This is a genomic window from Peribacillus sp. FSL E2-0218 (assembly GCF_037992945.1).
GTDB lineage: Bacteria > Bacillota > Bacilli > Bacillales > DSM-1321 > Peribacillus > Peribacillus simplex_B.
In genome coordinates, this window is sequence record NZ_CP150304.1 from 2,638,827 (window position 1) to 2,651,759 (window position 12,933).

The window sequence follows — 12,933 nt, forward strand, 5'->3', positions numbered from 1 at the left end:
ACCCTGATTCTGCCTTGACATTATTCCGCACAGGTTCATGTTTCTTTCATATAAAATAAGGCCCAATCAATAGATTGGGCCTTCGTTTGCCAATAGCTTTACTATAGCATCTTTTTTTAATACATACCATGGGCCCTTTTGGAAGAAATGGTTTAGATTAGCCTTCTGTCAGCTCGGTGAATTGATCGACCAATTCACTGAAAATCCTCATCGCATTTTCAATTGGTTCGGGCTTGGTTAAATCGACGCCTGTTTTTTTAAGAAGCTCGAGCGGAAAATCAGAACTTCCGCTTTTCAAGAAGGTCAAGTACGTTTCAAGTGTTTGTTGATCGCCAGAAAGGATCCTATCCGCAATCGTGATAGCGGAAACATAGCCAGTCGCATATTTGTACACATAAAAAGGACGATAAAAATGGGGGATGCGTGACCATCCATATTTCACTTCTTCATCAAAAATTATTTCTTCACCATTATAGGTGCGGAAAATCGTTTCATAAGCCGAATTGAACACCTCAGCATTCAGCGGTTCATCATTTTCAGCTTTTTCATGGACGATTTTTTCAAATTCCGCGAACATAACTTGGGTGAAAAATGTTCCCTTGAAACTATCGATGAAGTGGTTCAATAAATGCTTTTTCTTTTGCACGTCCTTTGTAGTCTTAATTAAATGACGAATCAACAGGATTTCATTTACGGTCGAAGCGACCTCTGCTACAAAAATGGAGTACCCTGCCGTTATTTGCGGCTGATATTTCGAGCTATAGTAGGAATGCATCCCATGTCCAGATTCGTGCGCTAAGGTGAATACGCTGTCTAAATCATCACGGTGATTCAATAAAATGAATGGATGAACGCCATAAAGGCCTAAATTATAGGCTCCCGAACGTTTACCGGGCGTTTCCCTGACGTCTATATACCTTTTTTCCTTAAAAGTTTTCAGGATGGAAATATACTCTTCGCCAAGAGGTTTCAATGCCTCCACCATCAATGCGAACCCTTCCTCGTATGTGATCACCTCTTTGGCACCTTCGACCAATGGCACGCTTAGATCATAGGCACGCAATTCGTCGACGCCTAGCAGTGTCTTTCTTAAATGAATGTATTTGTGCATCGGGCCGATATTTTGTTTAGTGGACATAATTAAATTATCATATACTTCTTTGGGCACTTGGTCGCCAAACAAGGATTTTTCCAAGGCAGACGGATAATTCCTTAGTTTGGATAGGTTCACATTGTTTTTGATTGCTGTGGAAAGAGTGGAGGCTATCGTATTTTTCAGCTGCAAATATGGTTGATAATGTGCGATATACGCTTCCTTCCTTTTTTTCCGATCGTCGTCTTCGATTAATTTGGCATACATCCCCCGGGTGAGCTCCACTTTTTCTCCATCTTCATTTGTGACCTCTCCAAATTTGATATCGGCATTATTGATCATGCCAAAGGTTTTTTGGGGTGCTGAAAAGGCTTCACCGATTTGGGAGAGGACCTCCTCTTGCTCCTTCGCTAACACATGTTCTTTATAACGATATGAATCAAGTAAATCTTCTTCAAAATAGGTTAAACCCTCGACCTCTTTTATGTACCCTTTCAAGGTTTGCTCCTCGAGGCTTAAAAGAAACGGCATGAAAAAAGCGGTGGCGTTACTGATTTTTTGCCCTAGCTGTCCTGCACGATCGAGTAATGCTTGTGAGGATGTAACCCGTGTATCCAGATCCGTATGAAGCATGGCATATACATAGAGCTTGTTATAGATGTAACCAAGCTCCTCACTTAAGCGTAAATACTCAAACAGATCTTGAGCGGAGCGGATTTGCCCATCATAGGTTTTTAATTTTTCTGTCATCTTAAGAACTTCTTGATAATCTTTTTCCCATGTTGCTTGATCGTCATAAATATCTTTCAGATTCCATTTTTCTTCTTCTTTGATATCATCACGTGTTTTATATGACTCCATATCGGCACTTCCTTTCAAGCTTATAGGCTTACCTTTTATTATAATCGACTTTCCGAAAAATCTGCATAGAAAAACCAGTATGCTAAAAAACATACCGGCTTTTCATTCATTCCATTAAAATTTCGCTGCAGTGTCAGCCACTTTCGCCAATCCATTCGCAACAATATCCTGAGTTTGGTCTGGGTATTGATTATGTCCCTGGATGATAACCGTTTCCAGGTCCGTAATGCCCCATAAATTTAAGTTCATCGTTACGTATTTCTCAGCCATTTCACCAGCATTCATTTCCGGCAAGGCATAATCCGATCCGCGGGCATTCAGCAATGCCACTTTTTTACCTCCTGCAAGACCAACTGGACCTTCAGCTGTATATTTGAATGTCGTACCTGCTTGAGCCAGATAAGAAATATACGTGATCAGCGGAGCAGGAACGGTTGCGTTCCATAATGGGAAGGCAAATACCACTTTGTCAGCAGCAAGGAATTGATTTAAGTATTGTTGAACGGTATCGGCAATCTTCACTTCTTCTTCAGTCAACTCCATACCTTGACTGCGTTTATAGAGTGCAGTGATTGCTGTGTTTCCGTAATATGGCAAGTTTAGTTTAAATAAATCCAGTTCAGTTATTTCATCGTTACTGTTCGCTTCCTTGTATGTGTTCAAAAACGTTTCATACATTTTCACGCTTATCGCTTGTTCAGCTGGACGGTCGTTCGATTTAACAAATAATACTTTAGACATTCTCAGTTCCCCCAATATTTGTTCTATGTTGGTAAAATACTGTTAATTCATATATCTCGAATTAACTGCAACTACTACTTTCACATTATAGAACCGGAATGATAATAAGGCAAGAAATATGTTTCGAACACTTTTAGTTATAAAAAAAATCGAGAGCCGTTTGCTCTCGATCAAGACATTTCCTTGTGATGGAAAGGACATTTCCCCTTTATCGGTTCAACATCATCACCGATGAAGAATTGCTTCCACTCATTATGGTTGACATCGCCAAAGTGGCTGATATCAGGGTGTTTAGGGAGTTTATCCCACATCTCCACTCTTTCACGAACCTTTTCACGTGACATGATCCCGCCTTTTTCCGTTCCTTCTAACCCCTCAAAGATCATTCTCGGCTGAAAACCAAGAACAAGGCTATTCCCTAAATCACGGGTTTTACGCTGTTTATAAGCGGGTGCATTGCCAAAGACGAATATTGGCTCCCCGGCAAAATGATAATCCCATAAATAATGATCCGGATCTTTTGGTTTCTCGATTGGCCAAGGTTTTTTATCCTCTTTATGCAGGTATTGCAGAATATCCCAAAAACGCTTACGGTATCGTTCGATATCGCCTTCTTCCTTTTCAGGCTCCATGAAGACAAACAGGCCATGCCTGATATATGGCGGTTCCTGAAATAAATCCAAAAAGCTTTCCACCGCTTTTGGGAGGTTCGACCAATCTTCTTGTGTAATGAAAGCATACCGAAGTTCTCCTTTATTCTCGGCCTTCATGCCGAAATAACAAGGAAATGTCTTATCAGTCACCGTTTGATGGAATGTTTGATATTCTTTCAATAACCATTGTGGAACTCGATCTGGATTTGTCATATCTTCTTTCGTCAATAAACAAGTATTCGTCGCAGGCAGCATCACATTTCTCCTTACTTTTTGTTTTTCTCCCTGTACCCCATCTAAAATGAACTGAAACTTCCTGCCCTTTCTTTTCATTCCAGCATCATCTAAAAACTCCCCTCCCATATTCTTATTGCTTTCTCAGTCTTAACATGACTGCCAAATTACGAATATTACGATATTCGATCATCATTTCCCGGCCTATAGGTTAGCCTAAGAAAAAGGAGGGATGGATGATGGCAAGAAGAAATAAGATCTTGATTGCTGGAGCCAGAAAAGGGCTTGATGACTTGAAGGCCAAAGTAGCCAGTACGAATGATCCTGAGGAAGCAAAGTTTGAAGTGGCAAAAGAAATGGGCGTGCCGTTGAAAAAAGATTATAACGGCTTGCTGACCTCGAAGGAAAATGGGAAAATTGGCGGCAGATTGGGAGGAGGAATGGTCAAGGAGCTTGTCAAGATGGCGAAGGCGAATTTAACGAAAAAATGATGAGACCTCCGTCCGGTTTGCCAGGATGTTTGGGATTGATTCATCGCAAATGTTTATCCACACAGCGAGAATCGCCCGAGGCAACAAAAAAAAGCCGCATGTAGCAGGCTTTTTTTGTCCGCGATTAATTGATTTCAACCGGCGCAACACGTGAAGCCACCGACTTTATCAATTCGGCTGACATCGGAAAGTTTGCGGAAGCTGGATCTGTGGTGACCGCTTTTACAATACTTTCAATATCCATTTGACTAATCTGGGAATCACTGAATTCAGATGGGAGACCAAGATCATTCAAAAAGAAACGAAGCTTTTCAATCACCTTTGCCAAAAGGCCTTGTGCATCCCCCTCATCGAATCTCACTTGAAAAGCTTCAGCTATCAAATGGATCTTCGGTAAGTATAAATCAGGGATGGACTCCATGACGACTGGCAGGAAAACAGCATTGGCCAATCCATGGGGAATGCGGAATAATGCTCCATATGCATGGGCAAGATTATGGATCGGGATGGCGTTCAGGGCACTGGAAAATGCAGTGATACCCATCAAGCTACCATGCAGCATTTCCATCCGGGCCTTAATATTCGTCCCATCCTTTACAGCAATGGGTAAATTTTCTTCGATGACTCGGATGGCCTGAAAGGCATAAGCATCCGTTATGGATGTCGCCTGGGGTGAAGCGATCGCTTCTATCGCATGCGTCAATGCATCTGCTCCAGTAAAAGCAGTGATATAAGGCGGCAAACCAACGGTTAGATCTGGATCGAGAATGGCTATATCCGAACTTAAATAAACATTGTAAATATTCATTTTAACTTTTATATCTTCATTATATATGACTGCGATTGGAGAAACCTCCGACCCTGTCCCTGCTGTTGTCGCAACGGATATATGAGCGATATTCATTGGCTGTGCCTTTGGAAACCCCTCATAGAGAAAGCCTCTTGGTATGGCATCGTTTATTTCGGCGATTCCTTTAGACAGCCCGAATTTCAGTGCTTTGGCCGTATCGATGACGCTTCCTCCGCCAACCGCAAGTATGCCATCCGCTTGGACTTCACGAGCATAATCCAATGCATCATTCACACAGCTGCTCCCTGCATCCTGTGTTACGTTAAGGAATTTCCCTACTATTTCTGGTCCATCAGTTAAATTCGTTACCTCAAAGACCTCGGTAACCTTCTTAACGACACCTGCATGTTCCAAGCCAGAATCACTTACGAGCAGAATCCTTTTTGCCCCAAGACCTTTGAATAGCTCCGGTATGAGTGAGCGTGAATCAGAACCGCTATAAACCGAAGATCTTAACCAAAAATTCGAATGATTATTGACACCCATATTCTTTCACCTCAAACATTAATTTTTTTGTTAGGAAGATGCGGATGGACCGAATGGATGATATTTCAGCAATCACAAGACCCCATAGTCCTTTTCATGGCTATGATAGATTTCCTCGATCTTCTTGCCTTTTGCCCTTGCCAAAATCTCCATCCTCACAGCCAACTGTTTCATGGTGAAATTCAACACCGCCTGTTTGTCGTTGCCAAATGGATTGCCTAACTGTTCATATCCTTCTGTATTCAACGCGATGGCCAATGGTGAAAGCTCTTCCATCCTCTTCTCCACTTGACTGAATATATGTGGATGTTCACTGATGATACGTTGCAGCAAGAATGTCCCATAGGCAATGTGGCGTGATTCGTCCTTCTTCAAAAGACCTACACCCTGTAACAAACCAGGCATCATTTTACTCGCTTCCAGTGTCTGATAAAATCCGAAATATCCGGTTTCTGCAAGTACCCCCTCTGTAAACATGTTATAAACGGTGGCGGCTTCCGCCAATGCTTCAGGTGACTGGTCGGTTAAAAGTTTTCCCATGGCTTCAGGCAATATCTCGTAAAAAATCGCTTTATACGTGTCTGAGTGAAAAACCGTCAAATCCCCTTTTTCACCGATTTGATCTAATGTATATCGAAAAAACTCCATATGTTTCGCTTCTTCGAACAAGAATGTCGTCAAATACATTTCCTCTTCGATCCTGCCCTCTTTGGCAATCGTCATTATGAGCGGCAGTAAATCCAATGTCACCGCCTCTTCTCCCCCCTGAAAAAGGGATATGAACCGTAGTAACACCTCCCTTTCGACATCCGTGAATGCTTTCCAATCTTCTTGGTCCTGACTGAAATCTATGTCACGAGGATTCCATACACCGAATTTCTTAGCCTTTTGATAAAGCTTAAATGGGAGGGTATCTTCTCTAAAGCTCCGGCTCGTTGTGGTTAACGCACTTCTTTTCATATTACAGCCTCCTTGAATTTATGTATCATAATGATTGTAAGGGCTTTCATTTTATTGTAAGATATTAGTAGGATCAAGGATAGCACTGAAAATATAGGGAGGAATAAAGTCGAATGCTTGAGGAAACTGTAATGAACCATGTTCAAAAGATTTCCGATCAAAAAAATGGTGCTCATAAATCACAAATGATTGTAAGGGGATGTGTGGACTTTTTTTCGCTTCAGCGAGCATCACTATTCAATTACTCAAGTTTGACGGGTATGGGTGAAGGAATATGCGCCTGTACAAGTGAAGATACCTATTCTTTACAACAAGTTAAAGAGAATATTCACGATATCTATCCCATTCACCAAGCAGTCGTCCATAAACAACCGATATACTTAACGATTCAGCATGCAAAATCCGCGATCCCCGCTAAATACATAAAAAGGTTTGACATTACTTCATTGGCGATCATCCCGATCATCTTAAAGGGCACGGCAATAGGTTTCGTTTTGGCCGATCCCGAAAATTCAAATGAACCGGTTACGAAGAATGAGTTAATGATGCTTTCCCATTATTTGAGTCTTGCGGTCAGCTCGACCTTCGCTGCCGTTCCCCCCCAATACCGTCTAAGTAAACGTGAAGTGGAAGCCTTACAACATTTAGCCAATGGTTTGGGATTAAAGCAAATGGCCCCAAAAATGCAAGTAAGCGAATATACCGTCCGCGATCATATCTCCTCTGCAATCAGGAAATTGGGGGCTACACACCGAACGGAGGCTGTAGCAGTCGCTATAAGAAGTAAGATGATCATGTAAAGGGATAGAATATTCGGAGAAAAAAGGCCCCAGACCATGTACAAACCTGATCTTAGCGAGTTTTTCTAAGCCTTGGGCCAAGAGAAAAACATCAAGGAAACTTCCTTATTGAAGCTCCTTGACCGAAGAGTGCGTCATGTCCAGTCATTCCGATGTTCGGAAATGAATGTCATGTCATTTTGATAATGCCGAATATGGCCCTCCTCTATCATCTTTTGAAAAGCAGGGTCACCTTCACCCGCTTTTCTTGCTATGGTTTTACATAATCCTTCTAATCGCAGCAGCACCATTTCCAGATAATTCACTGCAACTCCTTCACCATAAGAATCAAAAAACAATTGAACTCTGTTTCTTATTCGGGCAGCATCTTGACTTGAATGATAATGAACTTCTTCTCCTGTTTCATTAAGATGAAATCTGCTTAATGGAACACAAGTGTATAGAGTATATGCTATGTCCCAAAGTCGTGGTCCAGGTGCCGCTACATCAAAATCGATGATTCCCATCGGCGTTTCATCGTGAAAAATAATGTTGTATATGGCAAAGTCGTTATGGCAAAGCACCTCAGCAGGCTGTGGGGTGTTGTCGGTTGATTGCCAACCATCATCAAATGAAAAATCGCTTACAGAATCATGATAGAGACGAAGCATTTGGGCAATTTTTCGTAAGACATCATCTGACCACATATATTTTTTTAATGGATAATGCCCAGCTTCTCCTGCGATGTACGATAGAATTTCCCTTCCTTTTTCATCCATGCCAAGATATTTAGGAGCATATTCGTATCCTTTATGATCAAGATGGGTTAATAATGCATGAATCCTTTTGCTATTGGGCTTAATATCCCGTCTAACTGTATCACCTGACCTGGAAACTTTTGAAACATTACCACCAGCTAGTAATTCCTCTTTTGAATGATTAGGCATATATCATCCTCCTTATCTTCTTCTGCCATCCTGTCCTTTTATCACCGCTACATAGAGAATAGGACAAAATCAAAAGGGTTTCGGAAAAAACTCCATCCCGAAACCCTTTTTTGAATAAGTATCAATGAGTGACTTTTTCTTCAACTTTCGTCGTCCAGTTTAATTCATCGGCAATTTTACCTCTTTGAATACCAGTAAGTGTATCATAAAGTTTTTTGGATAATTCACCAGTTTCGCCGCTTTGAACGACCATTTCCTCACCGTTCCATAAAAACTCACCAATTGGCGATATGACAGCGGCTGTTCCTGTTCCGAAGGCCTCTTCCAAGAGACCTGATTTATGGGCTTCATGAACTTCCTCCATGGAAATCCGCCTTTCCGTAACGGGAAGATTCCAGTGTTTTAGCAATTCTATAATGGAATTACGGGTGATCCCCGAAAGTATGCTGCCGTTTAAAGCCGGAGTGATGATTTCACCGTTAATCTTGAAGAATACGTTCATGCTTCCTACTTCTTCAATATATTTTTTCTCTACTCCATCCAGCCAGAGAACTTGAGCATAGCCCATCTTTTCGGATACTTCTTGTGCCTTGAGGCTCGAAGCATAATTGCCACCAGTTTTGGCTTCTCCCGTACCACCGTTCACTGCACGGGTGAAGGCTGACTCCACCGCAATTTTTACGGGATGAATCCCTTCTTTATAGTATGATCCGACAGGTGACATGATGATGATGAACTGATATTTGTGTGACGGGGAAACACCAAGGTATGGCTCGGTCGCTATGATGAACGGCCTGATATATAGCGATGTCCCCTCCTCCTGAGGTATCCATTCTTTATCGACGCTTATTAAGGTTTTTAATGCCTTCAATGCAAAATCCACATCGACATCCGGTATGCATAACCGGCCATTTGAACTGTTCAAGCGCTGAAAATTCTTTTCGGGACGGAATAAAATAACTTCATCTTCCGGTGTGGAATAGGCCTTCAATCCTTCAAAAACGGATTGTCCATAGTGAAATATCATCGCTGACGGCTCTAATGAGAGCGGTTGATAAGGAACAATTCTTGGATCATGCCACCCTTGTCCTTGGGTATAATCCATAATAAACATATGATCGGTAAAATGCTTACCGAACTCAAGCTGGTCCGCCTGTGGTTTTTCCTTCTTTGTTGTGCTAAGCGTGATTTGCATGTCATGTTCCTTCATTACCAAAACCCCTTGCTGAATAAATTTACAAGATTTCACTTCCATAAAATCTATCTTTCATTAGTTTACTCCTATCAGGAATCATAGTTCAAGTCCTTAAGACGAAATTTTCGGAATTTTTTTAAAATATTTTGAATTTGTCCGTTTTACTTATGTATGAATCCTGAACAAAAGACTGAGTATCCTAATCTTACCAAAAACAATATTCGTTTCGTCTGTATCAGCTTCTCTTTTCAAGGGAAAATTCAAGCTTCTTGAAACAAATCCCCTGTAATAAAGCCAATATGTTCGTACATTATATCATAACGAAAGACCTTGTGCTTACTCAATAAATTATTTCATAATAATTATTATATGGTGCCCTTACATCTTTGAATTGCCTCCTTTTTTTGTTTTCGCATCCTTTGTTGCATTCACCAAATGAAGTTTGGTTGATTTCCCCTCCAATGCTCAGCTTTACAAATGGAAGCGATAAGCCTTCTCGGCGTGAAAACCTGTCCCGTTGCTCACGCACGAGTCTCCACCTTCTCTCCATTCGTTTTAAAAACGACCACCATTACGAAAAGGACCTGCCTAAAAAAAACGCATGTTACTTTCGAATTCGGTTTAAGCCCCGACTTCCTGGATCGGCATACTTTTCGACCTTACATTATTTGAATAACGAAGGTCTTTTTTCGTTTCTTCACACTTCTTTTCCTGATTTAAAAACTTCTTTCATACCGTTGATGATACATAGTTTAACTTTCAGCCATTTAAGGGAATCAAGGAAGAGATGGAATTAGGGGGGGGATTTTTTTGTGGATCAATAAACCATTTTTTAAATATGCCTGTGCGATTATATTGATCATTTTAATCATTTTTTTACTAGGTAAGATTGAATATCTTATACAGCCGCTGCAAAGCATCATTGCAGCCATGTTCTTCCCGATTATATTGGCGGGGCTATTATATTATGTATTACGGCCCGTCGTTAACTTATTAACTGGATTCATCCCTAGAACCATCAGCATTTTCACTGTCTTTTTAATTATCTTTAGTTTGATTGGGTCAGCAAGCTACTTTGGAAGTCCCATAGTGGTCGATCAATTTCAAAAGCTATCGGAAGATTTACCGAACAAAGTCAAGGAAATCTCTAAAGAATCTGAAGATATGATCAAAAAAAATGACTTTGGAATGATCAATACGGAAGCTTTAAAAGAAAATGCAGGGAAACACTTGAAGGATTATTCTGAAAAACTTTTAGTGAATGTCAGTACCGTGTTTACCACGATAACAAGCGTCTTAACAGTACTTGTGATTACACCATTCATTTTATTTTATTTCTTGAAGGATGGAGAGAAGCTCAGACCCTTCCTGCTAAAATATATTCCAAGTGACGTGGAATCAGAGGGAAACACGATTTTAAAAGACGTGGATAAAACACTTTCAACGTACATAATCGGTCAATTCATCGTATCACTGGTAATTGGAACGTTAATGTATATAGGCTACCTGATCATCGATCTGGATTATGCGCTTGTCTTGGCCCTACTCGCTATGATCTTTACGGTCGTTCCATTTCTAGGACCATTAATAAGCATCATTCCTGCCCTTTTCATTGCTTTGCAGCAAGACGTCGGGATGGCCGTTAAAGTGATCATCGTCCTCACTGTCGTTCAACAAGTAGAGGGCCATCTAGTTACCCCGAATATTATGGGTAAACGCCTCAATATCCATCCTTTAACGATCATCTTATTGTTACTTGCTGCAGGTTCAATCTACGGTTTCATCGGCATTTTAATCGCGATTCCCACGTATTCCGTGGTAAAAACGATCATCGGCAACTTCAGGAAGTTTCATCGATTAAGAAAGAAGTCGATATAGATGTAAATGTCCGACCTTTAGCCGCGTTTAAAAGGAGACCTGCCCCAGTCAGAACTGTCTCCTTGTTTTTATATAGATAGAATCATCCGTGTTTATTAAATATTCTTTTGACCCACCGTTTTACATCCGATTTCATGCTCTTCTCTTTCTTTACCGGAATGACCTGTTTTTGCTTCTCTATAAAAATCTCTTCTTTGTTTATCGCATCTTTTTCAGCTAGCACCAGACCCAATTCAGAGTCATGGTCTTGGTTCAGGACAATTTTATAAGGAATGTTATGAACCGCAGCCAATTTAATATATTTGCCAAGGTATTGATAATCCATCTGACCATTCAATAACAAGTTTGCACCGGAATGCCGTTTCATCATTTGCTCTATCTCCGGATACACATTCGCTTCAAAAACTTGGCTTTTTTTCAAGACAATGACGACGCGCTCCCTTAAAGTGCCAAGAAATTCTTTTCGTTCACCTGGCTTAATCTCTTTAGGACCATAAATCCCTTGTTCTAAATAGTCCTCGACTTTTGGGCGTGACAATTGCTTCCCACCTCCGCTTTCACTTTAATCATTCAATAATGTATGTAATATGGCCAAAAACAGTGCCCACCATTCCTTATGTGTCAATTAAAGGGTAGTATAGGCTGGAATGACGCTCCCCCATAAGTGTACCCTCCCTTTTAAAAAATGTCACTTTTGCCAAGCTTCACGCATAAGATGGTATATGCGTAAAGATAAGATTTCTTTTATTGAGGACGGGGAAAACATGAAAAAAGTGATTGTATTTGCATTAATATTCGTCTTTAGTTTATTGGGGTTCGAGCACTCAGCAAGTGCAGCAACCAGACAACTGATTATTATCAATAAAGCCAATAATCAGCTGGCGTATTATGAAAATGACAAATTAGTGAAGGTGTTTCCAGTAGCAACGGGAAAGAAAGCTTCCTATACCCCTGAAGGAAAGTTCAAGATCGTGACGAAGATCGTGAATCGTCCCTATTACAAGGGCAACATAAGGGGAGGAGATCCAAAGAATCCGCTGGGAAAACGATGGTTGGGGATCAATGCACGCAATACACCGGGGAATACGTATGCCATACATGGCAATAATGACTCAAACTCCATTGGGAAATATATAAGTGCGGGTTGTATTCGAATGTATAACGAAGATGTACAATGGCTGTATGATGAAGTGAGGATGAACACAGTCGTCTTGATTGCCAGTTCTAATAAACCATTCTCTAGCATCGCTGCTCAAAATGGGTATAAAGTGACCGGTCCAAATAGTGTCCCTGTTACAAGCTATTCGACGCTAAAAAAAGGAAGCAATGGTCCTAAAGTAGTCGAATTGCAAAAAAGGCTAACTAAACTTGGATATAATACAAAAGGGATAGACGGGGAATTTGGAAGCAACACCGAACTTGCCGTAAAAAAATTTCAAAAAGCAAAAAAACTTACAGCAGATGGGGTCGTTGGGCCCAAAACAAAAAAAGCGCTTGGATTAAAATAATCGGTCATTCTGATATCCGCAGGAGAGGATATCTTTTTTTTGCCGTCCCCTATTCAGTCACACAACATTACCCAGAACAACATAAATTTCCCACATACACATCCGGCTTTATGTTATAATTTATTCATGAACAGCGAATCATAATCGCACTGCCTTTCATTACATATAAGGAGGAAAATCAAATGTACGATGAACTTCTCATAACGATCATAAAATCAACCTTCGTTATCGGTTCCATCTTAATGTTTGTGATTTTA

Annotated in this window: 12 protein-coding genes; 4 read left to right on the forward strand and 8 right to left on the reverse strand. The window is 40.7% G+C overall.

Going from position 1 to position 12,933, the window contains the following annotated elements; translation table 11 throughout:
• Positions 1–157: 157 nt before the first annotated feature.
• From pepF to MHI53_RS12700, 3 genes are all read right to left on the reverse strand, one after another.
• Positions 158–1,954 carry an oligoendopeptidase F gene (gene pepF, locus MHI53_RS12690; RefSeq protein WP_061142935.1) on the reverse strand — a complete coding sequence of 599 codons (1,797 nt, stop codon included), beginning with the start codon at positions 1,952–1,954 and terminating at the stop codon, positions 158–160.
• Between the two features lie 114 nt (positions 1,955–2,068).
• The gene (locus MHI53_RS12695; RefSeq protein ID WP_081092463.1) at positions 2,069–2,695 is read right to left on the reverse strand and encodes an FMN-dependent NADH-azoreductase; all 627 of its coding nucleotides are present in this window, start codon (positions 2,693–2,695) and stop codon (positions 2,069–2,071) included.
• Between the two features lie 170 nt (positions 2,696–2,865).
• Positions 2,866–3,603 (reverse strand): YqcI/YcgG family protein, encoded by a 738-nt coding sequence (locus tag MHI53_RS12700; protein WP_061143015.1) that lies wholly within the window; start codon positions 3,601–3,603, stop codon positions 2,866–2,868.
• Positions 3,604–3,821: 218 nt separating this feature from the next.
• On the opposite strand from MHI53_RS12700, the gene MHI53_RS12705 reads away from it, so the two are divergent.
• Positions 3,822–4,073, forward strand: a complete 252-nt coding sequence (locus MHI53_RS12705) for a small, acid-soluble spore protein, alpha/beta type (protein ID WP_061142937.1) — start codon at positions 3,822–3,824, stop codon at positions 4,071–4,073.
• Positions 4,074–4,197: 124 nt separating this feature from the next.
• On the opposite strand, the gene MHI53_RS12710 is transcribed toward MHI53_RS12705, so the two are convergent.
• Positions 4,198–5,409, reverse strand: a complete 1,212-nt coding sequence (locus MHI53_RS12710; protein WP_061142938.1) for an iron-containing alcohol dehydrogenase — start codon at positions 5,407–5,409, stop codon at positions 4,198–4,200.
• Between the two features lie 72 nt (positions 5,410–5,481).
• Positions 5,482–6,369, reverse strand: a complete 888-nt coding sequence (locus MHI53_RS12715) for a R2-like ligand-binding oxidase (protein WP_340371443.1) — start codon at positions 6,367–6,369, stop codon at positions 5,482–5,484.
• A gap of 113 nt (positions 6,370–6,482) precedes the next feature.
• Between MHI53_RS12715 and MHI53_RS12720 the strand changes: the two genes are divergently transcribed.
• A complete protein-coding gene (locus tag MHI53_RS12720; protein WP_340371444.1) occupies positions 6,483–7,169 on the forward strand; it encodes a LuxR C-terminal-related transcriptional regulator in 687 nt (228 codons plus the stop codon).
• 134 nt (positions 7,170–7,303) lie between these two features.
• Here MHI53_RS12720 and MHI53_RS12725 read toward each other — a convergent pair whose 3' ends face one another.
• Together MHI53_RS12725 and MHI53_RS12730 are read right to left on the reverse strand one after the other, a co-directional pair.
• Positions 7,304–8,095: a phosphotransferase gene (locus tag MHI53_RS12725; protein WP_061142941.1), complete on the reverse strand. Its 792-nt coding sequence runs from the start codon at positions 8,093–8,095 to the stop codon at positions 7,304–7,306.
• Positions 8,096–8,216: 121 nt separating this feature from the next.
• On the reverse strand, positions 8,217–9,305 hold the full coding sequence (locus MHI53_RS12730; protein WP_061142942.1) for a branched-chain amino acid aminotransferase: 1,089 nt from the start codon (positions 9,303–9,305) through the stop codon (positions 8,217–8,219).
• A 795-nt stretch (positions 9,306–10,100) separates the two neighbouring features.
• Here MHI53_RS12730 and MHI53_RS12735 point away from each other — a divergent pair.
• The gene (locus MHI53_RS12735) at positions 10,101–11,168 is read left to right on the forward strand and encodes an AI-2E family transporter (protein WP_340371445.1); all 1,068 of its coding nucleotides are present in this window, start codon (positions 10,101–10,103) and stop codon (positions 11,166–11,168) included.
• Positions 11,169–11,250: 82 nt separating this feature from the next.
• On the opposite strand, the gene MHI53_RS12740 is transcribed toward MHI53_RS12735, so the two are convergent.
• The gene (locus MHI53_RS12740; RefSeq protein WP_061142945.1) at positions 11,251–11,706 is read right to left on the reverse strand and encodes a YueI family protein; all 456 of its coding nucleotides are present in this window, start codon (positions 11,704–11,706) and stop codon (positions 11,251–11,253) included.
• Between the two features lie 226 nt (positions 11,707–11,932).
• Here MHI53_RS12740 and MHI53_RS12745 point away from each other — a divergent pair, with 226 nt between their 5' ends.
• Entirely contained in the window at positions 11,933–12,676 is a 744-nt protein-coding gene (locus tag MHI53_RS12745; protein WP_340371446.1) for a L,D-transpeptidase family protein, read from the forward strand.
• Positions 12,677–12,933 lie beyond the last annotated feature (257 nt).

What these genes read in the sequence shown, in the direction of transcription:
- MHI53_RS12700 (WP_061143015.1), bottom strand. Translation starts at nt 3,603, where the DNA reads ATGCTGCCTGCGACGAATACTTGTTTATTGACGAAAGAAGATATGACA.
- MHI53_RS12720 (WP_340371444.1), top strand. Translation starts at nt 6,483, where the DNA reads ATGCTTGAGGAAACTGTAATGAACCATGTTCAAAAGATTTCCGATCAA.
- MHI53_RS12715 (WP_340371443.1), bottom strand. Translation starts at nt 6,369, where the DNA reads ATGAAAAGAAGTGCGTTAACCACAACGAGCCGGAGCTTTAGAGAAGAT.
- pepF (WP_061142935.1), bottom strand. Translation starts at nt 1,954, where the DNA reads ATGGAGTCATATAAAACACGTGATGATATCAAAGAAGAAGAAAAATGG.
- MHI53_RS12725 (WP_061142941.1), bottom strand. Translation starts at nt 8,095, where the DNA reads ATGCCTAATCATTCAAAAGAGGAATTACTAGCTGGTGGTAATGTTTCA.
- MHI53_RS12695 (WP_081092463.1), bottom strand. Translation starts at nt 2,695, where the DNA reads ATGTCTAAAGTATTATTTGTTAAATCGAACGACCGTCCAGCTGAACAA.
- MHI53_RS12710 (WP_061142938.1), bottom strand. Translation starts at nt 5,409, where the DNA reads ATGGGTGTCAATAATCATTCGAATTTTTGGTTAAGATCTTCGGTTTAT.
- MHI53_RS12705 (WP_061142937.1), top strand. Translation starts at nt 3,822, where the DNA reads ATGGCAAGAAGAAATAAGATCTTGATTGCTGGAGCCAGAAAAGGGCTT.
- MHI53_RS12730 (WP_061142942.1), bottom strand. Translation starts at nt 9,305, where the DNA reads ATGAAGGAACATGACATGCAAATCACGCTTAGCACAACAAAGAAGGAA.
- MHI53_RS12745 (WP_340371446.1), top strand. Translation starts at nt 11,933, where the DNA reads ATGAAAAAAGTGATTGTATTTGCATTAATATTCGTCTTTAGTTTATTG.